Origin of the sequence: Dongia sp. (genome assembly GCF_041909655.1) — a bacterium.
Taxonomy (GTDB): domain Bacteria; phylum Pseudomonadota; class Alphaproteobacteria; order Dongiales; family Dongiaceae; genus Dongia.
On the sequence record NZ_JAYRDA010000001.1, the window covers coordinates 557,766 to 580,632 of the forward strand.

At 63.3% G+C, this 22,867-nt stretch carries 26 protein-coding genes and 1 tRNA gene; 15 read left to right on the forward strand and 12 right to left on the reverse strand.

The window, feature by feature from the left end:
* Positions 1 to 119: 119 nt before the first annotated feature.
* From ACE3PR_RS02435 to ACE3PR_RS02445, 3 genes are all read right to left on the reverse strand, one after another.
* The gene (locus ACE3PR_RS02435; protein WP_374367753.1) at positions 120 to 938 is read right to left on the reverse strand and encodes an SDR family NAD(P)-dependent oxidoreductase; all 819 of its coding nucleotides are present in this window, start codon (positions 936 to 938) and stop codon (positions 120 to 122) included.
* Positions 922 to 1,404: a MarR family winged helix-turn-helix transcriptional regulator gene (locus tag ACE3PR_RS02440; RefSeq protein WP_374367755.1), complete on the reverse strand. Its 483-nt coding sequence runs from the start codon at positions 1,402 to 1,404 to the stop codon at positions 922 to 924. The genes ACE3PR_RS02435 and ACE3PR_RS02440 overlap by 17 nt, the downstream gene beginning before the upstream one ends.
* Before the next feature lie 99 nt (positions 1,405 to 1,503).
* Positions 1,504 to 1,593 (reverse strand) — tRNA-Ser (locus ACE3PR_RS02445).
* A gap of 142 nt (positions 1,594 to 1,735) precedes the next feature.
* Here ACE3PR_RS02445 and ACE3PR_RS02450 point away from each other — a divergent pair.
* The 9 genes from ACE3PR_RS02450 (at position 1,736) to rsfS (ending at position 8,919) form a co-directional block, all read left to right on the forward strand.
* Positions 1,736 to 2,755 (forward strand): hypothetical protein, encoded by a 1,020-nt coding sequence (locus ACE3PR_RS02450; RefSeq protein WP_374367757.1) that lies wholly within the window; start codon positions 1,736 to 1,738, stop codon positions 2,753 to 2,755.
* A gap of 151 nt (positions 2,756 to 2,906) precedes the next feature.
* Positions 2,907 to 3,221, forward strand: a complete 315-nt coding sequence (gene rplU / locus ACE3PR_RS02455; protein ID WP_374367759.1) for a 50S ribosomal protein L21 — start codon at positions 2,907 to 2,909, stop codon at positions 3,219 to 3,221.
* 35 nt (positions 3,222 to 3,256) lie between these two features.
* Positions 3,257 to 3,529 carry a 50S ribosomal protein L27 gene (rpmA, locus tag ACE3PR_RS02460; RefSeq protein ID WP_374367761.1) on the forward strand — a complete coding sequence of 91 codons (273 nt, stop codon included), beginning with the start codon at positions 3,257 to 3,259 and terminating at the stop codon, positions 3,527 to 3,529.
* 100 nt (positions 3,530 to 3,629) lie between these two features.
* Positions 3,630 to 4,064: a bleomycin resistance protein gene (locus ACE3PR_RS02465; RefSeq protein WP_374367763.1), complete on the forward strand. Its 435-nt coding sequence runs from the start codon at positions 3,630 to 3,632 to the stop codon at positions 4,062 to 4,064.
* A complete protein-coding gene (gene obgE / locus ACE3PR_RS02470; RefSeq protein ID WP_374367765.1) occupies positions 4,061 to 5,119 on the forward strand; it encodes a GTPase ObgE in 1,059 nt (352 codons plus the stop codon). The genes ACE3PR_RS02465 and obgE overlap by 4 nt, the downstream gene beginning before the upstream one ends.
* A 35-nt stretch (positions 5,120 to 5,154) precedes the next feature.
* A complete protein-coding gene (gene proB / locus ACE3PR_RS02475; protein ID WP_374367767.1) occupies positions 5,155 to 6,297 on the forward strand; it encodes a glutamate 5-kinase in 1,143 nt (380 codons plus the stop codon).
* Between the two features lie 10 nt (positions 6,298 to 6,307).
* On the forward strand, positions 6,308 to 7,591 hold the full coding sequence (locus ACE3PR_RS02480; RefSeq protein WP_374367770.1) for a glutamate-5-semialdehyde dehydrogenase: 1,284 nt from the start codon (positions 6,308 to 6,310) through the stop codon (positions 7,589 to 7,591).
* Positions 7,592 to 7,593: 2 nt separating this feature from the next.
* On the forward strand, positions 7,594 to 8,217 hold the full coding sequence (locus tag ACE3PR_RS02485) for a nicotinate-nucleotide adenylyltransferase (RefSeq protein ID WP_374367772.1): 624 nt from the start codon (positions 7,594 to 7,596) through the stop codon (positions 8,215 to 8,217).
* Positions 8,218 to 8,310: 93 nt separating this feature from the next.
* Positions 8,311 to 8,919: a ribosome silencing factor gene (gene rsfS / locus ACE3PR_RS02490; RefSeq protein ID WP_374367774.1), complete on the forward strand. Its 609-nt coding sequence runs from the start codon at positions 8,311 to 8,313 to the stop codon at positions 8,917 to 8,919.
* On the opposite strand, the gene ybaL is transcribed toward rsfS, so the two are convergent.
* Positions 8,916 to 10,628: a YbaL family putative K(+) efflux transporter gene (gene ybaL, locus ACE3PR_RS02495; protein WP_374367777.1), complete on the reverse strand. Its 1,713-nt coding sequence runs from the start codon at positions 10,626 to 10,628 to the stop codon at positions 8,916 to 8,918. The two genes, rsfS and ybaL, sit on opposite strands and share 4 nt — an antisense overlap.
* Before the next feature lie 211 nt (positions 10,629 to 10,839).
* Between ybaL and ACE3PR_RS02500 the strand changes: the two genes are divergently transcribed.
* Positions 10,840 to 11,730, forward strand: coding sequence for a DMT family transporter (locus tag ACE3PR_RS02500; RefSeq protein WP_374367779.1), 891 nt, complete (start codon positions 10,840 to 10,842; stop codon positions 11,728 to 11,730).
* A gap of 97 nt (positions 11,731 to 11,827) precedes the next feature.
* Positions 11,828 to 13,414 (forward strand): peptide chain release factor 3, encoded by a 1,587-nt coding sequence (locus ACE3PR_RS02505; protein WP_374367781.1) that lies wholly within the window; start codon positions 11,828 to 11,830, stop codon positions 13,412 to 13,414.
* Positions 13,415 to 13,423: 9 nt separating this feature from the next.
* Here ACE3PR_RS02505 and ACE3PR_RS02510 read toward each other — a convergent pair whose 3' ends face one another.
* On the reverse strand, positions 13,424 to 13,720 hold the full coding sequence (locus ACE3PR_RS02510) for a DUF2218 domain-containing protein (protein ID WP_374367783.1): 297 nt from the start codon (positions 13,718 to 13,720) through the stop codon (positions 13,424 to 13,426).
* A 14-nt stretch (positions 13,721 to 13,734) separates the two neighbouring features.
* Positions 13,735 to 14,337 (reverse strand): PadR family transcriptional regulator, encoded by a 603-nt coding sequence (locus ACE3PR_RS02515; protein ID WP_374367785.1) that lies wholly within the window; start codon positions 14,335 to 14,337, stop codon positions 13,735 to 13,737.
* A 169-nt stretch (positions 14,338 to 14,506) separates the two neighbouring features.
* On the opposite strand from ACE3PR_RS02515, the gene ACE3PR_RS02520 reads away from it, so the two are divergent.
* Entirely contained in the window at positions 14,507 to 14,710 is a 204-nt protein-coding gene (locus ACE3PR_RS02520; protein WP_374367787.1) for a heavy-metal-associated domain-containing protein, read from the forward strand.
* Here ACE3PR_RS02520 and ACE3PR_RS02525 read toward each other — a convergent pair.
* From ACE3PR_RS02525 to ACE3PR_RS02540, 4 genes are read right to left on the reverse strand one after another with little or no spacing between them, the layout of a single operon-like run.
* Positions 14,707 to 15,348, reverse strand: a complete 642-nt coding sequence (locus ACE3PR_RS02525; RefSeq protein ID WP_374367790.1) for a putative metalloprotease CJM1_0395 family protein — start codon at positions 15,346 to 15,348, stop codon at positions 14,707 to 14,709. The genes ACE3PR_RS02520 and ACE3PR_RS02525 overlap by 4 nt on opposite strands.
* Before the next feature lie 43 nt (positions 15,349 to 15,391).
* A complete protein-coding gene (locus ACE3PR_RS02530) occupies positions 15,392 to 16,450 on the reverse strand; it encodes an ABC transporter ATP-binding protein (RefSeq protein ID WP_374367792.1) in 1,059 nt (352 codons plus the stop codon).
* The gene (locus ACE3PR_RS02535; RefSeq protein ID WP_374367794.1) at positions 16,438 to 18,174 is read right to left on the reverse strand and encodes an ABC transporter permease; all 1,737 of its coding nucleotides are present in this window, start codon (positions 18,172 to 18,174) and stop codon (positions 16,438 to 16,440) included. The genes ACE3PR_RS02530 and ACE3PR_RS02535 overlap by 13 nt, the downstream gene beginning before the upstream one ends.
* Positions 18,164 to 19,165 (reverse strand): ABC transporter substrate-binding protein, encoded by a 1,002-nt coding sequence (locus tag ACE3PR_RS02540; RefSeq protein ID WP_374367796.1) that lies wholly within the window; start codon positions 19,163 to 19,165, stop codon positions 18,164 to 18,166. The genes ACE3PR_RS02535 and ACE3PR_RS02540 overlap by 11 nt, the downstream gene beginning before the upstream one ends.
* Positions 19,166 to 19,334: 169 nt before the next feature.
* On the opposite strand from ACE3PR_RS02540, the gene ACE3PR_RS02545 reads away from it, so the two are divergent.
* Together ACE3PR_RS02545 and ACE3PR_RS02550 are read left to right on the forward strand one after the other, a co-directional pair.
* A complete protein-coding gene (locus ACE3PR_RS02545) occupies positions 19,335 to 20,423 on the forward strand; it encodes an MBL fold metallo-hydrolase (protein WP_374367798.1) in 1,089 nt (362 codons plus the stop codon).
* Positions 20,420 to 20,953, forward strand: coding sequence for a histidine phosphatase family protein (locus ACE3PR_RS02550; protein WP_374367800.1), 534 nt, complete (start codon positions 20,420 to 20,422; stop codon positions 20,951 to 20,953). The genes ACE3PR_RS02545 and ACE3PR_RS02550 overlap by 4 nt, the downstream gene beginning before the upstream one ends.
* Positions 20,954 to 20,956: 3 nt before the next feature.
* Here the strand turns inward: ACE3PR_RS02550 and mtgA are convergent, their stop codons facing one another.
* Entirely contained in the window at positions 20,957 to 21,682 is a 726-nt protein-coding gene (gene mtgA, locus ACE3PR_RS02555) for a monofunctional biosynthetic peptidoglycan transglycosylase (RefSeq protein WP_374367802.1), read from the reverse strand.
* Between the two features lie 128 nt (positions 21,683 to 21,810).
* On the opposite strand from mtgA, the gene ACE3PR_RS02560 reads away from it, so the two are divergent.
* Positions 21,811 to 22,293, forward strand: a complete 483-nt coding sequence (locus ACE3PR_RS02560) for an MmcB family DNA repair protein (RefSeq protein ID WP_374367804.1) — start codon at positions 21,811 to 21,813, stop codon at positions 22,291 to 22,293.
* A 6-nt stretch (positions 22,294 to 22,299) separates the two neighbouring features.
* Here the strand turns inward: ACE3PR_RS02560 and ACE3PR_RS02565 are convergent, their stop codons facing one another.
* Complete coding sequence (locus tag ACE3PR_RS02565; RefSeq protein WP_374367806.1) at positions 22,300 to 22,515, reverse strand: hypothetical protein; 216 nt, start codon at positions 22,513 to 22,515, stop codon at positions 22,300 to 22,302.
* Between the last annotated feature and the right edge of the window lie 352 nt (positions 22,516 to 22,867).

Genomic DNA, 22,867 nt, shown 5'->3' on the forward strand with positions numbered 1-22,867 from the left:
CATAGGGTACTTAGTGGCTATCCGGAGATCGCCTGGCAGCATGATGCGTGCCTGTCGCCGAGACCCGGTTTTCCGGTCGTTCCGGTGGATTGTCCACCTTTGTTCCGCTTCCTGGCGCCTCAGGCCGCCAGGAAGCCACCATCGGTGCAGAGCGTGTGCCCGACCACAAAGCTCGCTTCCCCGGACAAGAGCCAGCATACCGCGGCGGCCACCTCCGCGGGGTGACCCATGCGCCGGAGCGGCAAGGCGGCCGCGACTTGACGCATGTCGGCGATTCCGGACGAAAGCATCATGTCCGTGACCACTCGGCCCGGCGCCACGGCATTGATGCGAATCCCTTCTTGCGCATATTCCATCGCAGCCGAGCGAGTCAGTGCGACGGCCGCGGCCTTGGAAGCCGAATAGAAGGCGAGGCCTGGATTGGGATTGCGAATGCCACTCACGCTGGTGTTGTTGACGATGGCGCCGCCGCCATGGGCACGCATCGCCGGAATCTGATGGCGCAGGCAATGGACAATGGCGCGCACATTGGTATCGAAAACCTGTGTGAAAGTGGCATCGGATTGATCGGCGAGGGCGGCACGCTTTTCCTGGAAGCCGGCATTGTTGAAGGCGGCGTCCAAGCGCCCGAAGCGCTGCAAAATGGTTGCGACCAGATTGGCGACATCTTCCTCGCGCGTGACATCGGTGGAAACGAACAGGCCGATCGAGCCGGAATCGGATATTTCCGCGGCGGTTGCCGCACCGATAGCCTGTCGCCGGCCGGCAAGAATGACGGCGGCGGCGCCTTCCGCCGCCATGCGAAGGGCAGTCGCGCGGCCGATCCCGCTGGCGCCGCCGGTGACCAGACAGATCTTGCCGGCAAGGCGTCCGCCGGCTGCCGTGACCGGCGCCGGGCCGGCGAGGGCGCTCAGCGCGGCTTCATCCATCGGCGTCATGAAGCGATCCTTTTGCCTGGTCTCTTCGGCTGGCCTTGAGCGCGTCCGCATAGGCGCCAAGATGGACGGCGAGATCCCGCCGTGCCCCCGGCTTCATGGCGCCCAGCGCTGCGCTTACCTGGCGTCTCGCGAAGTCGTCGATCCGGCCGAGTGTGGCGCGCCCTTTCGCCGTCAAGGAAAGGGGCTTGGCCCGCCCGTCCGTGGCGCTTGCCCCTTCGGTCAGTTCGCCGCGTTCGACGAGCTTGCGCAGCATCCGGCTGATGCTCGATTTCTCCAGGACCAGGATGTCGCCGAGCTCGCGTGCGGTCATCGATTTGCGCGCCCCGATCTCGATCAGCGCATGCACCGCCGAGGGCGGCAGGTCGGTTCCGGCGAGTGTCGGTCGCATGAAACCAAGCTCGCGCACCAGACGGCGAGATGCCGCGCGAATGCGGTCGATGTCAGCGTCGCGTCTGGGGCCAGCCATCGGGTTATCCATATAGTTGTATTATACAACTATATGGCCGAAGCTGTATGACTGCAAGCGCCATGGCATGCGGCAATGTACGGGATACTGGCAGATGGATGGCGGAGGGGGTGGGATTCGAACCCACGGTACGCTTGCACGTACAACAGTTTTCGAGACTGTCCCAATCGGCCACTCTGGCACCCCTCCGCAGGGGATCATGAGATCCGGGCCGGCTGAACGGCGCGGAACCTAACGAAGTGAATCGGTCTTCGCAAGTCCGGCTTGACCCCACCGGGTCTCGCCATCGATCTTAACGCGATGAATGCCTTAACCATGAAGCGTGGGCCACATGCCCGATAGCGACCTGCCCGAAATTGCGCTGGTCGATCTTGGCCGAAACAGCCTCGATCATCTTGCGGTGCTGGCACCGGAGAAAGTGGCTCGGCTGGCGGCGGCGGGGCGAGCCTTGGTGACAGGCCCGGTTCAAGCCGCCATGGATTGGCGCTCCAGGGCCTGGCTTGCCGGCAATGTGACCCCCTATCGTGCCGAAATTGACCGGATCGCCGACATTCCGGGCATTTCGGGCGTCTACGCCCTCAATCTCAGCACGGAATGGGCCTGTTCCAGCATGGTGAATGGCGGACGGTTGATGCGGGTGCTGGATTGGCCGCTCAATGGACTTGGCGCCGAACTGACCGTGACCCGTCACGACGCGGTGGTGGGCGCCTGGTGGCAGGCGACCTGGCCGGGATTCGTCGGCGTTCTCACCGGCCTGGCGCCCGGCCGCTTCGCCGCGGCCTATAATCAGCCACCCATCCGTCGCACCACCGGTGTGAAAGCCCTCGATTGGGGCGTGGAAAGGTTGCGGGTGCATCGCCGCCGGGCTGTCCCGCCCACGCATCTTCTCCGCCAGGTATTTGAAAAGGCGCAGGATTTTGATACGGCGATGCGGCTTCTCCACGACACGCCGCTTTCAATCCCGGCGCTGTTCAGCCTCACGGGCGCCGACGGCCGAGCGCTGATCATCGAACGGCTGGAGGAGAAGGCCCGTTTGCGGCCAGGACCGGTCGCCATCTCCAATCATTGGCCCGACCTTGCCGGCTCGCCCACTTGGCCGCGCGGCTGGCCGCGTGGCGTGGACAGTCCAGGGCGTTTCCGGGATGCCTGTGCCCTGGCGCGGGGACTTACGGGTCTGCCAGCGGATTTTGACTGGCTTAAATACCCGATTCTCAATAAATTCAGCCGCTTGGCGGTGATGGCGGATTGCCGGGCCGGAAGCTTCAGCGTCCTCGGCCTGGAGCAGGATGGCGTAACTGCCCGCCCGGCGACCCAGGTTTTGCAGCTCCAGGGCCTAAAACCAGGGGCTTAGGCCGGTTCGGAACCTGGCCGAATCCGGTTGACAGGCGGGGGCGATAACGTCTATTTCCCACCTCGAACGGGTCGCCCTTCGGCGGCCCGAAGTTTTTGGCATGCGGCGGAAGGAATGAAGGTTCGTTCCAGGCGCCCATAGGACGGCAATCATGTTCGCAGTGATCAAGACCGGCGGCAAGCAGTACAAGGTCGCCACCAACGATATCATTCTGGTCGAGAAGCTTGAGGCCGAAGAAGGCGCCAGCGTCTCGCTCAACGAAGTGCTGATGCTTGGCGAAGGCGGCAACATCACCGTGGGTTCGCCCGTGGTGCAGGGCGCCTCGGTCACCGCCAAGGTCATCGAGCAGCGCAAGGGCGACAAGGTCATCATCTTCAAGAAGAACCGTCGCCACAATTACCGCCGCAAGCGCGGCCATCGTCAGTTCGTGACGGTGTTGAAGATCGAAGGCATCAAGGCCGCCTGAGGGCGCGCCTGATCCGATTTTAGGGAGAGACCCAAATGGCACATAAAAAAGCCGGTGGTAGCTCGCGTAACGGCCGCGATAGCGCTGGCCGTCGCTTGGGCGTCAAGAAGTCCGGCAGCGAAGCCGTGATCGCGGGCAACATCATCGTCCGTCAGCGCGGCACCAAGTTCCACCCCGGCCAGAATGTCGGTATCGGCAAGGATCACACGCTCTTCGCCAAGGCCGAGGGCCGGGTGACCTTCAAGACGGGCACGGGTGGTCGTACCACCGTTTCCGTGTTGCCTGTGGCGCGACCGGCGGCCGAATGAGCATCGGCGCCCGGTAACGGGCGCGGCCATTCGCTGAAGTGTTTGAAAAGGGGAATGGCGGAACCGCCATTCCCCTTTTTGTTTTGCACAAGACTGAACCATGAAACCGCAAGAGATCGACTTCAACGCTTTGGTGCCGGAACTGCTGTGCCGCGACTTTGCGGCGAGCCGGGCCTTCTATGTCGATTTGCTCGGCTTCAAATGCCTTTATGACCGGCCCGAGCATGGCTTCGCCTATCTCGAGCGCGGCCGGGCGCAGATCATGATCGAACAGATCGATGATCAGGCATCCTGGCAGACGGGCGTGATGGAGGCGCCCTTCGGCCGCGGCATCAATCTGCAGATAGAGGTTTCCGATCTCGCCGATATGGTTGTGCGCTTGCGGGCTGCTTCGGTCGATCTCTACCGCGAACCCTACGACGCCTGGTATCGCGTCGATGAATACGAGACGGGACAGCGCCAATTCCTGGTGCAGGATCCAGACGGATATTTGCTGCGCTTCTGCCAGCATCTCGGTGAAAGGCCGATCCAATGAAATTCCTCGACGAGGCCAAGATCTTCGTGAAATCCGGTGACGGCGGCGCTGGCTGCGTCTCGTTCCGGCGCGAGAAGTTCATCGAATTCGGCGGGCCGGATGGCGGCAATGGCGGCCGTGGCGGCGACATCATCGTCGAGGTCGTGCCGAATCTGAACACGCTGATCGATTATCGCTACCAGCAGCATTTCAAGGCGCGGCGTGGCTATCACGGCATGGGCAAGCAGCGCACCGGCCAGGATTCCGAGGACATCGTCATGCGCGTGCCCGTGGGCACGCAGATCTTCGACGAAGACAAGGAAACCTTGCTGTTCGATCTCACCAAGCCCGGCGAGCGAATCGTGCTGTGCCGCGGTGGCGATGGTGGCTTCGGCAACGCGCATTACAAGACCTCGACCAATCAATCGCCGCGCCAGGCGGGACAGGGCTGGCCGGGAGAAGAGCGCTGGATCTGGCTGCGCCTCAAGCTCATCGCCGATGCGGGGCTGGTCGGCCTTCCTAATGCCGGCAAGTCGACCATGCTGGCGGCGGTCTCGCGCGCCAAGCCGAAGATCGCGGATTATCCCTTCACCACGCTGAAGCCGCAATTGGGCGTGGTCCATGTCGACGAGCGCGAATTCGTCATGGCCGATATTCCCGGCCTCATCGAAGGCGCGCATGAAGGGGCCGGGCTCGGCACCAAGTTCCTCGGCCATGTCGAGCGCTGCCGCGTGCTGCTCCACCTGGTCGACGGCACCGAGGAGGATGTGGCGGCGTCCTACAAGACGATCCGCAAGGAACTGAAATCCTACAGCGCGGAACTTGCCGAGAAGCCCGAGATCCTGGCGCTCAACAAATGCGATGCGCTGACCGAGGAAGAGATCGAGGAAAAAGCCGCGAAGCTCAAGAAGGCTGCCAAGCTGAAGAAGGGTCAAGTAGTCTACCGGATTTCGGGTGCTGCCGGTATCGGCATCACCGAATTGATGCGGACGCTGCTCGGCGTCATCGATTCCGAGAAGGCGCGCGAGGCGGCGGAAAGCCAGGATATGAGTCAGGGGATCGAGATCAACGCCTGATAGTTCAGGAAGTCGCATGAGGGGGATGCGCGTCGATGAGTGAGAAGAAGAAAGTCCAAGCCAAGGATCGGTCGTTGGCGGGCGCAAAAAGGGTGGTCGTGAAGATCGGCTCTGCCCTGCTGGTGGATGACGAGACCGGCGGTATCCGGCGCAAATGGCTGGATGCTCTGGCCGACGACGTCGCCGCCTTGCGCAAGGCGGGACAGGAAGTGGTGCTGGTCTCATCTGGCGCCATCGCCGTCGGGCGCCGGCATCTTGGTTTGGCCGAAGGCGTGCTGCGCCTCGAGGAAAAACAGGCCTCGGCGGCGACCGGCCAGATTCGCTTGGCGCATGCCTACCAGGAAACCCTCGCGCGCCACGGTATCACCGTGGCGCAAGTCCTCCTCACACTCGACGACACCGAAGAGCGCCGCCGGCATTTGAATGCGCGCTCGACCCTCAACACCCTGTTGCAATTCGGTGCCGTCCCCGTGATCAACGAGAACGACACGGTTGCGACCAGCGAGATCCGCTTCGGCGACAATGACCGCCTCGCTGCCCGCGTCGCCGCCATGATCAGCGCCGACACACTGGTGCTCCTTTCCGACATCGACGGCCTCTATACCGCCGATCCCCGCAAGGACAAATCAGCGAAACTCATCGGCGAAGTGACCGAGGTGACGGCCGAGATCGAAGCCATGGCCGGGGCGGCGCCCACTGGCTATTCCTCAGGCGGCATGATCACCAAGATCGCCGCGGCACGCATCGCCATGTCGGCCGGTTGCCGCATGGTGATTGCCAGCGGCAAGAAAATGAACCCGCTCCAGACGATCCTGGATGGTGGCACCTGCTCCTGGTTCCTGCCGCCGAGCGGCCCCAAGACCGCGCGCAAAAGCTGGATCGGCGGATCGCTGAAGGCCAAGGGCAAGCTCGTCGTCGATGACGGTGCGCTCAATGCCTTGCGCGGTGGAAGGTCATTGCTGCCGGCCGGTATCGTCGGTGTCGAGGGCCGGTTCGAGCGCGGCGATGCCGTGCTGGTGGTCGACGCACAAGGCAACGAGATCGCCCGCGGCCTCGCTGCCTATGACGCGGCGGACGCCAAATTGATCATGGGCCACAAATCCAAGGAGATTGCGGCCTTGCTCGGTTATCGTGGCCGTGATGAGATGATTCACCGGGACGATCTGGTGGTGAGCTGAGAGGGTTCTGATGACGGCGCTCAAGAAGGACATGGCTGGCGATCCCTTGCTGGCGGAAATGCTCTCGCTCGGCCGCGCGGCAAAGGCCGCGGCGGCGAAGCTCGCCATGGCGCCGCGCGAGAAGAAGGATCTCGCCCTGAAAGCGATGGCTGCCGAGATCCGCGTCCAGGCGCCGAAGATTCTGGCCGCCAACGAGAAGGATATGGCGGCTGCGCGCGCCAAGGGCCTCGGTGCCGCCTTGCTGGACCGCTTGCTTCTCGATCAGAAGCGCATCGAGGGCATGGCGGAGGGCCTTGAAGAGGTAGCGCTTTTGCCGGACCCCGTCGGTCGCAGCCTTGGGTCCTGGGACCGGCCGAACGGTTTGAAGATCGAGCGTGTCTCCGTGCCCCTCGGTGTCATCGGCATCATCTATGAGAGCCGCCCCAACGTCACCGCGGATGCTGCCGGCTTGTGTCTCAAATCCGGGAATGCGGCCATCCTGCGCGGTGGCTCGGAGAGTGCTCACAGTGCCGGCGCCATTCTCGATTGCCTGCAGGAGGGGCTCTGCGCCGCCGGTTTGCCCAAGGCCGCCGTGCAGCGTCTGCCCACCACCGACCGCGCCGCCGTCGGCATCATGCTGGGTCTCACCGAATATATCGACCTCATCATCCCCCGGGGCGGCAAGGGGCTCATTGAGCGCGTCGCCAATGAAAGCCGCATCCCGGTCCTGAAGCATCTCGACGGCATCTGTCATACCTATGTCGACCGTGCCGCCGATCCGGAAATGGCGCGGAGGATCGTCGTCAATGCCAAGATGCGCCGCACCGGCATTTGCGGTGCCACGGAAACGCTGCTGATCGATCGCCCGGCCCTCAAATTTGCCAAGCCGATCCTCGACGATCTCATCAAAGCCGGCTGCGAGTTGCGCGGCGATGCCGATATCCAGGCGCTCGACAAGCGTGTTTCGGCGGCGACGCCGGAAGACTGGGACACCGAATATCTGGATGCCATCCTCTCGGTGAAGGTGGTCGAGGGGGTGGGCGAGGCGATTCAGCATATCGCCCGCCATTCCTCGCATCATACCGAGGCCATCGTGACCGCCGACGAGCCAACGGCGATGCGCTTTCTCAACGAAATCGATTCCGGCATTGTGATCTGGAACAGCTCGACCCAATTCGCCGATGGCGGCGAGTTCGGCATGGGAGCCGAGATCGGCATTTCCACCGGCAAGCTGCATGCCCGCGGCCCGGTCGGGGCCGAGCAACTCACCTCTTATAAGTATGTGGTGCGCGGGAACGGCCAGGTGCGGCCTTAAACGTGGTCACCATCGCGCGCAAGATCGGCCTGCTGGGCGGTTCCTTTAATCCGGCGCATGAGGGCCACCGTGACATCAGCCTTGCCGCCTTGTCCTATCTTGGCGTCGATGAGGTCTGGTGGCTGGTGGCGCCGCAGAATCCCCTGAAAAGCAGCCGCGACATGGCGCCTTTTGCGATTCGCCTGGCCGAGGCGAAACGGGTGGCGGCGCATCCCCGCATAAGGGTGACCGATCTCGAGATGCGCTTCGGGACGCGCTATACCGCGGACACGCTTAAGCGCCTGCAGCATCAGTTCCGCGCCTACCGCTTCGTCTGGCTAATGGGTGCCGACAATCTTGCCGGAATGAATGCCTGGAAGGACTGGCAACAGATCTTTCATCTTGTGCCAATTGCGGTTTTCGACCGCCCGACATATACTTATCGTGCATTGGCCGCATTGGCGGCACGGCGATTCGCCTGTTTTCGGGCGCGGGAGCAAGCGGCCCGAACGCTGGTCACATCGCCACCGCCGGCGTGGACATTCGTGCATCATCGGCTGAACCCGATTTCAGCTACCGAGATCCGCCGCAAGCGGAAATGGGGCGAAACGGGTTGGCGGGCGGCAGGACCGGCGGCGCCCAGATGAGCAGTTTGGTTCAATGCAACACAGCAATAACGCCGATCTTGGAGGATCGCAGCCATTTCTGAAAAGAACAACGCGGGGCGCCGGAAGTCCGCAGTGAAATCGACCGGCAAATCTACCACTGGCAAGTCAGCACCCAAGGCAAAGAAGAGCGCTGCCAAGAAGGCCGCCACCAAGTCCGCCGCCGCGAAGAAGGCGGTGCCGGCAAAGAAGGTGACGGCCAAGACGGCGCCTAAAACGAAGACCAAAGCGGTCGCCAAAAAGCCCGTCGCCACCAAATCAGCCAAGATATCCAAGCCGAAATCTGGTGCCGTTCGCAGCAATGCCGCTGCGGCCGCCATTGCCGATCCGCGGCGTTTCGATCTGCTGAAGATGGTGGAGAAGTCGCTCGATGCCGACAAGGCTGAGAACATCGTCCATGTCGATCTTGCCGAGAAATCCGCCATCGCCGATTTCATGGTGATTGCCACCGGGCGTAACACGCGTCAGTTGGCTGCCATGGCGCAGCATGTTGCCGAGAAACTCAGCAAGGCCGGCATCAAGACCGTCAATATCGAGGGCCTGAGCCAGGGCGATTGGGTGCTGGTCGACGGTGGCGACATCATCGTGCATCTGTTCCGGCCCGAGATTCGTACGCTCTACGGCCTGGAAAAGATGTGGGGGATCAACCTGCCGACGCCGGAAGCGCTGCAAGCCGTCGGCTAGGAAGTCGCCGGGCTTTCACCGGTCGGTTCGCCTGCTGGCTGCCGCCGCAGATGGCGGTAGGCCTTCTCCAGCATGCCGCTTGCGATGGCTTCCGAGCCGATGACGATACGGTCGGCGCCATTCTGCCGCAGATGATCCACTTCTTCGGCCGAGAAGGCGCGGGCAATGATTTTCAGATCCGGGTTGGCGGCGCGCGCCTGTTCCACCGCTTGACCGGCCTCGAAGGCATTGTCGATGGCGACGAACAGGCGCTTTGCTCCCGCCATGTTTGAAGCCTCGATGGCGATCGGGCTCGCCGCGTTTTCGACGATCACCTCAATGCCCTGCTCCCGCAGCCGTTTCACGGCGCTCGCGCGGTCCTCGATCACCAGGAAGGGCAGCTTCTCCCGCGTCAGATAATTGACGATGGCTTGGCCGACGCGCCCGCCGCCGACAACCACGGTATGGGCATCGAGCGTGGTGCGCCGGGTCTGCTCGACTTCGACATCTGGCCCACGGGCGTTCCCCGCATCTTCGCGCTCACCGCGGTACTTGTCGATCAGTGCAAAGAGCACCGGATTGGCAAGAATCGAAATGATTGCACCGGCGAGGATGAGGTCGCGCCCTTCCGAGGACAGCAGATTGAGATCGACGCCGAGGGCTGCCAGGATGAACGAGAACTCACCAATCTGGGCAAGGCTCGCCGAAATGACGAATGCCGTGCCGGGCGGATGCCGGAACAGCCGGACGATCGCGAAGGCCGCGACCGATTTGCCGAAGATGATGATGAAGACGGTGGCGGCGACCAGCAATGGGCTGCGCAGCAGGATCGACGGGTCGAACAGCATACCGACCGAAACGAAGAACAGCACGGCAAAGGCATCGCGCAACGGCAGGGATTCTTCAGCGGCGCGGTGGCTGAGTTCTGATTCTGCCAGCACCATGCCGGCAAAAAAGGCGCCCAGGGCGAAGGAGACGCCGAACAGGGCCGAGGCGCCGAATGCGACACCCAGCGCGATCGCCAGCACGGCCAGGCGGAACAATTCGCGCGAGCCGGTATGGGCGATGTAATGCAGCAGCCAGGGAATGACCCGGCGCCCCACCACCAGCATGAAGACGATGAACCCGGTCACCTTGCCGATGGTGATCCCGAGCTGGAGCCATACGTCGCCGATCGCGACACCGTTGCCGCCGGCCTCGCCATTCAATACACCAGCCAAAGGTGGCAGCAGGACCAGGGTGAGGACCATGGCGAGATCCTCGACGATCAGCCAGCCCACGGCGATGCGGCCCCGCTCGGTGTCGACGATATGCCGCTCCTGCAAGGCGCGCAGCAGCACCACGGTGCTGGCCACCGACAAGGCGAGGCCGAAGACCAACCCTCCGCCCATCGACCAGCCGGCGGCCATGGCCAGACCGAGGCCCAGCAATGTGGCAAAGGCGATCTGGATGACGGCGCCGGGAATGGCGATCGCTTTGACCGAGAGCAGGTCTTTTAACGAGAAATGCAGGCCGACGCCGAACATCAGCAGAATGACGCCGATTTCGGACAATTCCAGGGCGAGGTTCTGGTCCGCGACGAAACCCGGCGTGAAGGGGCCGACCAGCACACCTGCCAGCAGATAGCCCACCAGCGGCGAAATGCGCAGCCTGTGGGCCAGCGTGCCGAAGACGAAGGCGAGGGCGAGGCTGCCGACGATGGTGGCAATGAGCGGCGTGGCGTGGGGCATGATTTCACGTCGCAATTGGTTGCAGGATGGGGGAATGAACCTCGGGCCAGGCGGCGGGCTCGCTCTCAGAAATGCGCATTCCATGGCGGGATGTCAACCGATGCTATGCAATTCCGGGCTGCGGGAGCGTCACAATCTCGGCTACTCAGCCCATCTGTCCTTGTTTACTCTGCCGGAACCAGCATCCCGCTTTTGGTCCGGAACCGCTCCCATGCTCGCTCATCGCGGCGTTTGGCTCGCCTTCATCGCCTCCGCCGCCTTCTCGATGAAAGCGATCTTCGTCAAGCTCGCCTATCTCTACGGCGTCGATGCCGTTCTGCTGCTGGCTCTGCGCATGACCTTCTCCCTGCCGGTGCTGCTGGGGGCCGCGTGGTGGACCGGGCGGGGTGCCGCGGCACCGATCAGCCCTCGGGATTGGCGCGCCATCCTGTTCCTGGGTTTCGTCGGCTATTACCTCTCCAGCCTGCTCGATTTTCTGGGCCTGCAATACATCTCGGCCGGTCTTGAGCGCCTCATCCTCTTCCTCTATCCCACCGTCGTCGTGCTGATCTCGGTCTATCTCCTGAAGAAGCCGATCACGACGCGTGCCATGGGTGCCATGGCGCTTTCCTATATCGGCATCGCCATCGCCTTCGTGCACGACGTCCGCGTCACCGGCGACCAGGCGGCGACGCTGATCGGCGGCGGCCTCGTCTTCATGTGCATGATCACCTATGCGATCTACCTTGTGGGGTCCGGTCAGATGACGGCACGCCTCGGTTCGACGCGCTTTGCGGCGCTGGCAACCACAGTGGCCGCCATCTCCTGCATCGGCCATTTCCTCATCCAGAGCCCACTCACGGATGCCGTGAGCCAGCCCTGGCAGGTTTATGCCTATGCCCTCGCCATGGCGATCGTCTCGACCATCCTGCCGATCTTCCTGACCGCCAAGGCGATCCAGCTGATCGGTGCCGCCAAGGTCTCGATCATCGGCTCGGTCGGTCCGGTCGCCACGATCTTCTTCGCCTGGCTGTTCCTGGGCGAAAGCGTGTCGCTGGAGCAGATTCTGGGTGGGGCCTTCGTGTTGGGTGGCGTCATGCTGGTGAGCTCAAAAAAGGCCTGAATAATCAACGGCATCGATTTACGCGCGGGCGTGCGATTGGAGTGGAAAATCCCGCCAAAAGCCTTAGATTGCGGCCAAATCCCACTTTGAGATCGACATGGCCAATCTGCCCAACGAAGTCTCGCGGCGCCGCACGTTCGCGATCATCGCCCATCCCGATGCCGGCAAGACAACGCTCACCGAAAAGCTGCTGCTGTTCGGTGGCGCCATTCAGCTGGCGGGTGCCGTCAAGGCACGCGGCGAGCAGCGGCGCGCACGCTCCGACTGGATGAAGGTCGAGCGCGAGCGCGGCATTTCCGTTACCGCCTCGGTGATGAGTTTCGAATACAAAAACTGCGCCTTCAATTTGCTCGACACGCCAGGCCACGAGGACTTCTCGGAAGACACCTATCGGACGCTGACCGCTGTCGACAGCGCGGTCATGGTGATCGATGCCGCGAAAGGCATTGAGTCACAGACCCTGAAGCTGTTCGAGGCATGTCGTCTCAGGGACGTGCCGATCGTCACCTTCATCAACAAGATGGACCGCGAGGGCCGCGAGCCGATCGACCTCCTGAGCGAGATCGAAGAACAGTTGGCACTCGACGTGACGCCGGCTTCCTGGCCCATCGGCATGGGCAAGACCTTCAAGGGTTGCTTTGATCTCTTGAAGGACCGCCTGTTTCTGTTCGAACGCGGCGGCAAGCAAGGCGACGACAATATCGAGATCAAGGGGATCGATGATCCCGCACTCGATCAGCATTTGAAACCGGATGAAGCATCACGCCTGCGCGAGGATGTCGAGATGGCGCGCGGGTTGATGAAGCCGTTCGACCTCCAGGCCTATCGCGAAGGCCATCTCTCACCGGTCTATTTCGGCTCTGCCGTCAACAATTTCGGCGTCGGCGAGTTGCTGGCCGGTCTTGCGGAAATGGCGCCGCCGCCGCGCGTGCAGCACACGACCACGCGCGACGTTGAGCCGACCGAGGAGAAGGCCAGCGGCTTCGTGTTCAAGATCCAAGCCAATATGGATCCCAAGCATCGCGATCGCATCGCCTTCTTCCGTCTCTGTTCCGGCCAGTTCCAGCGCGGCATGAAAATGCTGCACGTCCGGTCCGGCAAGCAGATCAATCTCCACAACCCGGTCGTGTTCCTGGCCCAGGATCGAGAGATCGCGGAAGAGGCCTTTGCCGGCGACATCCTCGGCATCCCCAATCACGGCAATCTCCGCATCGGCGATACGCTGACCGAAGGCGAGGCGCTGCACTTCACCGGCATCCCCAGCTTCGCACCGGAATATCTGCAAAGTGTCCGCGCCGACGATCCCTTGCGGGCCAAGCATCTCGGCAAGGCCCTTGAGCAATTGGCGGAGGAGGGGGCTGCCCGCGTCTTCCGGCCGGAGATCGGCACCGATTATATCGTCGGTGTGGTGGGCGCCCTGCAGTTCGAGGTGCTCGCAGACCGCATCCGCACGGAATACGGCCTCCCCGTGCGCTTCGAGCCCACCAGCCTTCACACCGCGCGCTGGGTGGAAAGTGACGATCCTGTGGCTCTGAAAGCCCTTATGGACGAGACCCGGGCCAGCATGGGCAAGGATCACAACGGCGATCCCGTCTTCCTGGCCCGCAATGCCTGGCATCTCGACCGCGCGCAAGCGGATCACCCCAAGGTACGGTTCCTCAAGGTGAAAGAGCAGCCGCACTGAGCCGATCTGCTAAGCGTTGTCGCGTTTCCAGGTGATCTCCGGCGGTTCGCGGAAGGCAAAACGCAGGAGATGGCTGGCGATCACCTCCTCCATGCGTGCCAGCGATTCCGCATCCGCCGCGCTCACGGTCATCGCCAGTAGATCATTGCCGACAGCGAGTTCGCAAAGGCCGAAGGGAAATTCGATTCGGCCGGTTTCCGCGTCATGGCTGGCCGGAATCTTGTGGGCGAAATGCTTGCACAATTGGCCCATGTAACGTGCCGGCGCGCTTGTCGCGACGCGGGCGATGGAAGTCAGTTGCGACATCTGATTGGCTTTCTTCAAATCTCTTCGATCGCTTGCGCAGCCTGGTCCAGCGCTGCGGCAATGGCGCGGTTCTGCTCCTGGGTGAGTCTCCCTTGCGAGAGCCGCAGGCGCAGGGCCATCTTCAGGTTTTCCATACCGCGCAGGATCTGCGGGGCCGGTCCGCCGCCCTGGGCGGCATGGGTCTCCTCGATCCGCCGCAGGATGCCGGCGATCGCGTCGCCGTTCTCGGCGAGATGCGCCTTGCCGGCATCGGTGACGGCATAGAGCTTCCTGTTGCCCTCGACCTCGCTCACCGTGGCATAGCCCGTTTCCTCGAGCAGAGTCAGGGTGGGATAGACCACGCCGGGGCTCGGGGTGTAGGCGCCGGCCAATTTTTCTTCGATCGCCTTGATCACCTCATAGCCATAGCGCGGCTTCTCGGCGATCAGATGCAGGATGACGAGGCGCAAATCGCCATGATCGAAGACGCGGCCGAACTTGCCGCGCCCGAAGCCGTGGCGCCCTGGGCCGCCATGACGGCCGCCGAAGCCGTGATGCCGGCCGGATTTATGCCCCATATCCCAGTCATCGCGGGCGTGCCGCTTTTCGGCGTGGTTGCATAAGTGTTTGAAAAACATAGTAATCCTTCTCTTTCTGTCTTATTGACAGTATTTAGATATATCTAAATATGATCTGTTTCAAGGAGTGCTTGCGAAAATTTCCGGTACGGCCCCGGCCACGCCTTGACCTTCCCACGATGGGAGGCCCCATATTCCGGTCATTCCTTACCCGGCGGAGATCACGGTCATGTTGAATTTGAAGGTTGACGGCATCACCTGCGGCGGCTGTGCCAGTTCGATCAAGAAAGCCCTGGCGGCTGCGGCCCCGGGGAGTGAGGTCGAAGTCGATATCACCGCTGGCAAGGTCAAGGTTTCAGGCGCAACCGACCGCGCCAGGGTTGTGACAGCGATCGAGGACGCAGGTTTCGACGTCGTGGGCGACGCCGCCTAGATACGCTGATCGGCGATGGCACCAAAGAGTTCGCGGGCGAGATTGGCGGCCTCTTCGCTGGCCTCGGCATTCTTCTGTCCATCGCGATAGGCACGTTCCGCTTCCCGCCGTTTTTCCACGTCCGAAGTGGTAGTGCCGCTTTCCTGTGCCGCAAGGCTCGCAGCAGCGCCGGCCACCGCCGCGAAATCGCCCGATGACGGCGATTGCACGGATACGGCCGCGGCCTGTACGCGTCGCAGAGCCTTTTCCTGATCTTCTCCGGATGCCGCGCTGCCCAGGCGGATCGGCACTTTGCCTTCCACCGCGTACATCTTGCCATCGGGCCCGCGGCGGAATGTGTATTGCGGCTCGCCGGCATATTGCCCGGCGGTCGCAGCATGGCGCTCCTCCTCATTGCGGACCGCGCGATCGCGCTGCTGCAATTCGGCGATGATGCGCTTTTCTTCAGGGCTGAGCTGGCCGGGAACATTGCTGGCGGCATTTGTCGTTCCCGATGGCCGGGCGCTGGCATCGGTCGGCGCAGCCTGCTCCCCCGCCAATTTGCGGACGAGATAGCTCTGCGTACCGGCCGGCCCGCCGGGCACGCGGGCAATGACCTGGCCTTGGCCGCCATTGATGATGCTGCCGATCGTGGGCATGGCACGATATTGTGCCGCGACATGCCGGCAGAGTCATGGTTAATCAGGTATGGGGCAGGACCCAGCCGTCTTCGATAACCAGGGTGACTTCGCTGTCCAGAGCCGCCGCCTGATGCGCCGGCACGACCGCCCGGAGCATGATGTCCGATACGGCGGCGTCGATGGCGACATTGGCGCCCTGGAAGGTGACGGATCGCACCAGGGCCGGAATACCGACCTCGCCGTGCCGGGCGAAGCGCAAGGCTTCCGCCCGCAGGCAGGCGCGGCGGATGCCTGGGCGCAGATCCGCGGGGCAGCGCAGGATGGTTTCATGATCCATGATCCGGGCGCGGCAGGTGCCGTCGCTTGCTACCGACAGAATCTCGCAGGGCACGATCATGCCGCGGCCGATGAACCGGCCGACATCGGCATCAGCCGGTTCCTGATAGAGGGCCGCCGGTGCCGCCACCTGGCGCAATTCGCCGCCCATCATCACGGCGACGCGGTCGGCCAAGGCGAGTGCTTCTGATTGATCGTGCGTGACATAGATCATCGTGGCGCCGGTGCGGGCATGAAAAGCGCGGAATTCGTCCTGCATCGATTCCCGCAGATGTACATCGAGATTGGCGAGCGGTTCGTCGAGCAGGATCACGCTGGGATGCATGGCCATGCAGCGGGCAAGCGCCACGCGCTGCCGCTGTCCACCCGAAAGAGCTGCCGGCATGCGATGGCCGAGCTCGCTCATGCCCACCATGGCGAGCGCTTCCTCGACCAGGCGTTTGCGCTCCGGCACTGCGATGCCGCGGACCCTGAGCGCGAAGGCGACGTTCTCGGCGACATTCATATGCGGCCACAGGGCGTAGGACTGGAACACCATGCCGATGCCGCGCTCTTCCGTCGGCACATGATGGCTGCCCGAGGACAGCGTCGCACCACCCACCGTAATGGCGCCGCTATCCAGCCGTTCGAATCCGGCAATGAGGCGCAGCAAGGTCGTCTTGCCGCAGCCCGACGGGCCGACCAATGCCACGAACTCGCCGCTCTTGATGTCCAGACTGACACCGGCCAGGGCCTTGCTGCTGCCGAACAGTTTCTCGGCGCGGTCGATGACTATGCTTGCCATGGCAAAACTCCATAGGGAAGGCGACGGGCCAGCAGGCTTGCAAGGCCGGCTGCGGAAAGCGTCACCAGCAGCGAGAGCACCGAGGCAGCGGCGGCGGCCGTCGCATTGCCCTCGTCATAAAGATTGAAGATCATGACGCCGATCGTTTCCGTCCCGGTGCTCCACAGCAAAGCGGACACCGTGAGCTCGTTATAGGCACTCATGAAGATCAGCAGCGCCCCGGCGATGGCGGCGGGTGCCGCCATGGGAAAGATGATCGTCGTCAGCCGCCGTATCAGCCCCGCGCCCGCGACCCGGGCCGCGTCTTCCAGCGCCGGATCCAACTGCGCCATCCCGGCGATGGTGGGCCGCAATCCAGATGCCAGAAAGCGCGCCAGATAGGCGATAAGGATGATGGCCGCCGTGCCATAGAGGCTGACGCCGATGATCGGCAGCGGCTTCAGGAAAGTAAGGATCATGGCGATCGAAAGCACGATGCCGGGGAGTGCGAAGGGGGCATCCGCGATGGCGCTCAGCACCTGCGCGGGACGTGACCGCCGGCAGGTAATGAGGTAGCCGAGCGGCAAACTCACCAGCAGCGAGGCCGCGGCGGCGGCGGCGGCCAGCCAGAGCGAATTGACCAGCGCGCGCCGCACGGCATCGTTGGCAAAGGCCGTCGCGTAATGCGCCCAGGTCATCGTTTCAAGATCGAGAGCAACGCCCAGTGCCTGCACCAGCGAGGTACCGACCAGCGCCAGCAAGGGCAGCACGGCGATAAAAAGCAATGTCACCCAGAGCACCATTTCCACGAGGGGGCGCCAGCGGCCGAGACGATAGACGGGGCCTAAAGCCGTGAAGCCGGTCACCGTCACATGACGCCGGCCCGACGCGAGAAACTGCACCAGCAGGCCGGCGGCGGCCAGCAAAGCGAGGATCATCGAGAGGGCTGCCACATCGCCCAGCACCTTGGGGCCGAAGCCGCTCAGGCGCTGATAGATGAGGGCGGTCAGCATCGGATAGCGGCCGGGAATACCAAGGATGGCGGGGATACCGAAATTGCCGATGGCGCCGACAAAGGCCAATGCCGCGCCGGCGATCAGGGCCGGCCGCAGCAGCGGCAGAATGATCGCCAATATGACACGGGCGGGTTTTGCGCCGGCCGCCTGCGCTGCTTCGATGAGGTCGCGCGGCAAGCCGCGCAGCCCGGCCCGCACTGCCAGAAACACCATGGTCGAATGTTCGATACCCATGAGAAGGATGATGCCTTCGCGGGAATAGAGCCAGTTGCGGGTGCCGGGGGCCGGGGCAAAGCCGAGCGGCCCCAGGATGGTGCTGGCCGGGCCGGTGAGTTCCAGCCAGGCCAAAGCCGTGATCTGCGCCGGAATCAACATCGGCAGCAGCAGCGTGAAGACCAGGGGCGCCCGCAGCCGCACATCGGTGAGGCCGATGATCAGGGCGAAGGCCGTGCCGATGACGATCGAGACCAGCACCGAGCCGAGGCTTGCCTCGATCGAATGCCAGGTCGCGATGCGCGCGGCCCGCGAGGTAGCGATTTCCCAAATGAAGGCGATCCCGCCGCTCTCTCCGCCCAGCGCTTCCATGAACAGGCGCGCCAGCGGCAGGACGCACAGAACGCCCACGTAAAACGCCGCAGCGGCGAGCAGGAGATGCTCGCCGCTGGGTCTCAGCCTGGAAATGAGGCGCCGCCGTGGGGTGGCGGCGTGCGCCGCTGGATCAGCCGCCATAGAGATCCGCGAAACGCTTCTTGGTCTCTTCCGTGCCCTTCAGGAGAACCGCCGGATCGGTCGAGATGATTTTGAGGCCGGCGGGGTCCGGATAGCCGGCAGGCGGCTCGATCCCTTTCACCAGCGGGAAATAGGCCTGTGTCACGGCATCCTTCTGCGCGTCGTCCGAGAGCTGGTAATCGATGAACTTCTTCGCGGCGGCGACATTCTTCGCGGTTTTCAGGATACCGACCGGCTGGTTGATCGCGGTCACACCTTCGGCCGGGAAGACGAAATCGACCGGCGAACCTTTCGTCTTCTGATCGAAGGCCATGTATTCGACGATGACGCCATAGGCTTTCTCGCCACGGGCCACCGCGTCGCGCACGGCACCGTTGCCCTTGACCGCGATGGCGTCGTTATCGGCCAGCTTCTCGAAATATTCCCAGCCGAATTCCGGCTGTGCCGCCATGGTGCCGACGTGAATCACCGCTGCGCCTGAATAGAGCGGGCTCGGCATGATGACCTGGCCCTTGGCATCCTCGCTCAGCAGGTCCTGCCAGGATGTCGGCTTCGGTTTGCCGGCGGCCGTGTTGTAGATGATGCCGGTGGTGATCAGCTTAGTGCCGAAATAGGTCTTGTCCTTGTCGTACTGACTTTCTGGCAGACGCGAGACATCGGCCTCGCTATAGGGCTGCAGCATGTCCTGCGCCTTGAGGTCGTCCATGGTGACGCTGTCGGCCACCAAGAGAACATCGGCTTTCGGCTCGCCCGCGGCCATTTCGGCCTGCAGCTTGTTCATGATCTCGGTGGTGCCGGAGCGGAACATCTCGATTTCGATGCCGGGATTGACCGCCTTGAACTTCTGCAGCACCGCTTCCATCTGCTCGGCCGGCTGGGAAGTATAGAGAACCAGCTTTTCCTGGGCGCCGGCAATCCCGGCGAAAGTGGTGCCCGCGACGATGGTCATGACGCTCGCCGCAAGACGGGCGCGGATGGCAGAAAGGCGCATAAGATGTCTCTCCATTTGCTCCGACTAGGCTGCGGGAAAAGACCATGTTATGGCTGTTCCGTCGCCGGCCGCGACGATAGGCAAGGGGACTTCCCGTCGCAATGAAGAATGCGCGTTGCGCCGCACAAAATCATCGGATTGTCATAAACGTGATGATTGCCGGAACGACATGAGCATGCGTTTTCAAGCCATCTCCGGGACGGGCCGCAAAGGACCGGCCTGCTTTCTGGTCGAAGCCAGCGGGCGCCGCCTGTTGCTCGATCTGGGGCAGGGACCGCAGCGCGGCTTGCTGCCGCCTGTCGCGCGAATCGGCGATCCTGTCGACGCGTTGCTCTTCAGCCATCAGCACCCGGATCATATCGGCGGCCTTGGACTCTACGATGAGATTGGCCGGCCGCCGCTTGTTGCAACGGCGCCGGTGGCGCGGGCCATCGCCGCGGCCTTCGACCTCACCAGTCAGACGGTGCCGCTCGGCGAGCGCATCGAGTATCCGGGGGTTTCGGTCGTGACCGGCCGCTCCGGTCATGCGCCGGGGGGAATCTGGCTGCATCTCGGCACGCCGGATGGCAGCCTGCTCTATATGGGTGATCACTGCGCGCATTCTGCGCTCTACGCCTATGATGCGCCGCCACCGGCCGATGCCGTGATCATCGACGGCTCCTATGGTCTCGACGACACCGCGCAATCGCAGCGCCGGCAAGATCTCTTCGTGCATCTCGATCGGCCGGTATTGCTGCCGGCACCACCCGCCGGCCGCGCGGTCGAGATGGCGCTGGAATTGATGCGGACGGGCAGGGTGCCACGTCTTTGTCCAACAGTGCGCGAGGCGGCGCGGCGCATGGCCGCCGACGATCATGCCTGCCTGCGGCCAGGTGCGCGCGCGGAGGTGCAGCGCCTTGCCGAAACTGTGCCCGAAGCGGGCCCGATCGATGCCGTCACTATCGCCGCCGGCGCCGATCTCGAGGGCGGGCCTGCCGCGTCCCTCGCGGAACAATGGCTCCAGGCCGGCGAACCGATCATCTTCACCGGCTATGTGGCGGAAGGCACGCGGGCCGCCGATCTCGTTGCTGCCGGTCGGGCACTTTCCCTGCGCTGGAACGTGCACCCGATCCTTTCCGAGTTGCGGGCGCTGGTGGCGACCCTTCAGCCAAAGATGCTGGTCCCCGCTTTTTCGCGCACGACGCTGGCCGAATGGCGCCCGCATTTCGAAGGCACTCATCTGACTTTCGCCGGCGACATGACCGAGATTCCTGCATGAGTTTCAGCTATCCGTTCTACTTCCTCCGTCACGGCGAAACCGATTGGAACCTTGCGCGCCGCGTCATGGGGCAGACGGATATTCCCTTGAACGAGACCGGCCTCTGGCAAGCAAGGCGGGCGGCGGATTTGCTCCATGGCGAAGCGATTGCTGCGATCTGGAGTTCGCCCCTGCAGCGCTGCAAGGCAACGGCGGAGCTCGTCGCCGCCAAATTGTCGTTGCCGGTTTCCATTGCTGATGGCCTCAGCGAACGGCATTGGGGAATCTATCAAGGTGGGCCGCAAGATCGGCGGCCGTTACGCGCCAAGGCGCCGGAGGGTGGTGAGACGCTGGCCGACTTCGCGCAGCGCACGCTGGCCGCGTTCGGGGATGCCACTGCGACGGGCCCATCATTGATCGTGGCCCATTCCGGCTCGTTCCGGGTGCTGATCCGGGCGCTGGGTCTCACTGATGCCGATGCGCCGGTCGCCAATGCGCGCCCCCTGCGTATTGAGGGACCTGGCCGGATCACGCCGCTCGGTACCGACTGAAATCTATTCCGCCGGCACTGCCCTGACGCAAGGATCGCCGGTCGGGTCCGGCACATCGTTCATGCGTGCCTGGATCGTGCCGGCGCGGCTACGGATGTAGCTGGTGGGCTTTGACGCGGACCAGCGAATGGGATTGGGCAGGACCGCCGCCAGCAAGGCGGCTTCGCGCCGCGTCAGATCCTTCGCCGTTTTCCCGAAATGCGCCTCCGCCGCGGCCTCGGCGCCATAGATGCCGGGGCCGAACTCGACGACATTCATATAGACCTCAAGAATGCGCTTCTTGGTCCAGGTGAGTTCGATGAGGCCGGTGAAATAGAATTCGACGCCTTTGCGGATATAGGAGCGATCCGGCCAGAGGAACACGTTCTTGGCGGTCTGGTTGCTGATGGTCGAACCGCCGCGGATGCGTTTCCCTGCCTGGTTCCGCTTCCACGCCTTCTCGATCGATTCCCAATCGAAGCCGCGATGCTGGCAGAATTTGGCGTCCTCGGCGGCGATGATGGCGCGGGGCAGGTGGGGCGAAATGTTGTCGTAGGCTTCCCAATCCTTGTGGATCCAGTTCCCTTCCAACACGCGCAGCAGCATCAGCGGGGTAACCGGCGGCGGCAGCCAGGCATAGACCGCGGTGAGCAGGACCGAAATCAGCAGAAAAAGCCCGAGGATACGGGTGAAGAGGCGCCAGAGACGACGAATCAAGCCCGGTTGTCGGCCGTTCCCTGCAACGCTCATCCCGGACCCTTCGCCCCCGCATCCTGTCCCACCCTGAAATATCTGTCCGGCACCCGTCCGGCAAGGGCGGCAGATGATGGACAAACCAGGAACAAGACGGCAAGCTGGGATGAATGGGAGGAAGGGTCATGGCCGAGATCGCGCCGATCGACATGCTGACCGACATGCTGAGCGAACCGCCGGTTGCCCTGGATATTGCGCGGGGCGTGATGCGTCTCTTCGAGGATCTCGGCTACGCGGCCCTGGCCGAATTTCCGCTGCGGGTCCGGCGCCGGGCCGATATCGTCGCCCTCAACGCCGCCGGCGAGATCATCATCGTCGAGGTGAAATCATCGCGGGCCGATTTCCGCGCTGATCAGAAATGGCCGGAATATCGCGCCTTCTGCGATCGTTTTTTCTTCGCGGTGGCGGCCGAGTTTCCGCGCGACATCCTGCCCGAGGATTGCGGGCTCATCGTTGCCGACCGCCATGGCGGCGCGATCCTCAGGGAGGCACCGGCGATGCCGCTCAATGGCAATCGCCGGCGCGCCCAGATCCTGCAGATAGCGCTCTGCGCCAGCCAGCGCCTGGCTCGGATCACCGAACCCCGGATCACCGAACCAGGACCCTGACTGGGTTTAGACCCGGTCCATATCCAACCCGATATCGCGCCGCAGATGCGGCGACAACCGGGTCAGGTTGAGTGGTGGTGGTCGGTCCCTCCACCTGCCTTCACCGCCTTCGCGGTGCTGGGTGCCGTCGCGTCTGGCGTGGGTGGTCAAATCGGTGCCATCGCGGCCCGGGTTCAGCCATCGACCCAGCATCAGGTTCCACAGATTGAGATTGATCGGCATGTCACGTTTCCTTCTTGGGTTTGAATTGTCCTGGCTGACGGCAAAGTTCATCCGTTCCGTCGAACGCACCAAAAAGGGGCGAACGGCCGGCGGCCAGATCGGGGTTTGTTGTGAGTGAGAATCGCCTTGGCCTGGCGCTGTCCTTGGAAGGACAGAAGCTGGCGCGTGGTCTGATGCCTTGAGAGTTCCGGAATGGCGTCGGGCCTACAGCAAGCCTCGCAAGCGAGGCAGCCGAAGGCGGCGAAGTTATGCCGACGTTACGCGGTTGGAGTTGAGAAAAGTCCGGAGAACAAGGGAATCATCGACGCGCCTTCAGCGCGTCGGCCGAGGCGAATCTCAGGCTGCGGTGCAG

What these genes read in the sequence shown, in the direction of transcription:
- ACE3PR_RS02435 (WP_374367753.1), bottom strand. Translation starts at nt 938, where the DNA reads ATGACGCCGATGGATGAAGCCGCGCTGAGCGCCCTCGCCGGCCCGGCG.
- ACE3PR_RS02440 (WP_374367755.1), bottom strand. Translation starts at nt 1,404, where the DNA reads ATGGCTGGCCCCAGACGCGACGCTGACATCGACCGCATTCGCGCGGCA.
- ACE3PR_RS02450 (WP_374367757.1), top strand. Translation starts at nt 1,736, where the DNA reads ATGCCCGATAGCGACCTGCCCGAAATTGCGCTGGTCGATCTTGGCCGA.
- rplU (WP_374367759.1), top strand. Translation starts at nt 2,907, where the DNA reads ATGTTCGCAGTGATCAAGACCGGCGGCAAGCAGTACAAGGTCGCCACC.
- rpmA (WP_374367761.1), top strand. Translation starts at nt 3,257, where the DNA reads ATGGCACATAAAAAAGCCGGTGGTAGCTCGCGTAACGGCCGCGATAGC.
- ACE3PR_RS02465 (WP_374367763.1), top strand. Translation starts at nt 3,630, where the DNA reads ATGAAACCGCAAGAGATCGACTTCAACGCTTTGGTGCCGGAACTGCTG.
- obgE (WP_374367765.1), top strand. Translation starts at nt 4,061, where the DNA reads ATGAAATTCCTCGACGAGGCCAAGATCTTCGTGAAATCCGGTGACGGC.
- proB (WP_374367767.1), top strand. Translation starts at nt 5,155, where the DNA reads ATGAGTGAGAAGAAGAAAGTCCAAGCCAAGGATCGGTCGTTGGCGGGC.
- ACE3PR_RS02480 (WP_374367770.1), top strand. Translation starts at nt 6,308, where the DNA reads ATGACGGCGCTCAAGAAGGACATGGCTGGCGATCCCTTGCTGGCGGAA.
- ybaL (WP_374367777.1), bottom strand. Translation starts at nt 10,628, where the DNA reads ATGCCCCACGCCACGCCGCTCATTGCCACCATCGTCGGCAGCCTCGCC.
- ACE3PR_RS02500 (WP_374367779.1), top strand. Translation starts at nt 10,840, where the DNA reads ATGCTCGCTCATCGCGGCGTTTGGCTCGCCTTCATCGCCTCCGCCGCC.
- ACE3PR_RS02505 (WP_374367781.1), top strand. Translation starts at nt 11,828, where the DNA reads ATGGCCAATCTGCCCAACGAAGTCTCGCGGCGCCGCACGTTCGCGATC.
- ACE3PR_RS02510 (WP_374367783.1), bottom strand. Translation starts at nt 13,720, where the DNA reads ATGTCGCAACTGACTTCCATCGCCCGCGTCGCGACAAGCGCGCCGGCA.
- ACE3PR_RS02515 (WP_374367785.1), bottom strand. Translation starts at nt 14,337, where the DNA reads ATGTTTTTCAAACACTTATGCAACCACGCCGAAAAGCGGCACGCCCGC.
- ACE3PR_RS02520 (WP_374367787.1), top strand. Translation starts at nt 14,507, where the DNA reads ATGTTGAATTTGAAGGTTGACGGCATCACCTGCGGCGGCTGTGCCAGT.
- ACE3PR_RS02525 (WP_374367790.1), bottom strand. Translation starts at nt 15,348, where the DNA reads ATGCCCACGATCGGCAGCATCATCAATGGCGGCCAAGGCCAGGTCATT.
- ACE3PR_RS02530 (WP_374367792.1), bottom strand. Translation starts at nt 16,450, where the DNA reads ATGGCAAGCATAGTCATCGACCGCGCCGAGAAACTGTTCGGCAGCAGC.
- ACE3PR_RS02535 (WP_374367794.1), bottom strand. Translation starts at nt 18,174, where the DNA reads ATGGCGGCTGATCCAGCGGCGCACGCCGCCACCCCACGGCGGCGCCTC.
- ACE3PR_RS02540 (WP_374367796.1), bottom strand. Translation starts at nt 19,165, where the DNA reads ATGCGCCTTTCTGCCATCCGCGCCCGTCTTGCGGCGAGCGTCATGACC.
- ACE3PR_RS02545 (WP_374367798.1), top strand. Translation starts at nt 19,335, where the DNA reads ATGAGCATGCGTTTTCAAGCCATCTCCGGGACGGGCCGCAAAGGACCG.
- ACE3PR_RS02550 (WP_374367800.1), top strand. Translation starts at nt 20,420, where the DNA reads ATGAGTTTCAGCTATCCGTTCTACTTCCTCCGTCACGGCGAAACCGAT.
- mtgA (WP_374367802.1), bottom strand. Translation starts at nt 21,682, where the DNA reads ATGAGCGTTGCAGGGAACGGCCGACAACCGGGCTTGATTCGTCGTCTC.
- ACE3PR_RS02560 (WP_374367804.1), top strand. Translation starts at nt 21,811, where the DNA reads ATGGCCGAGATCGCGCCGATCGACATGCTGACCGACATGCTGAGCGAA.
- ACE3PR_RS02565 (WP_374367806.1), bottom strand. Translation starts at nt 22,515, where the DNA reads ATGCCGATCAATCTCAATCTGTGGAACCTGATGCTGGGTCGATGGCTG.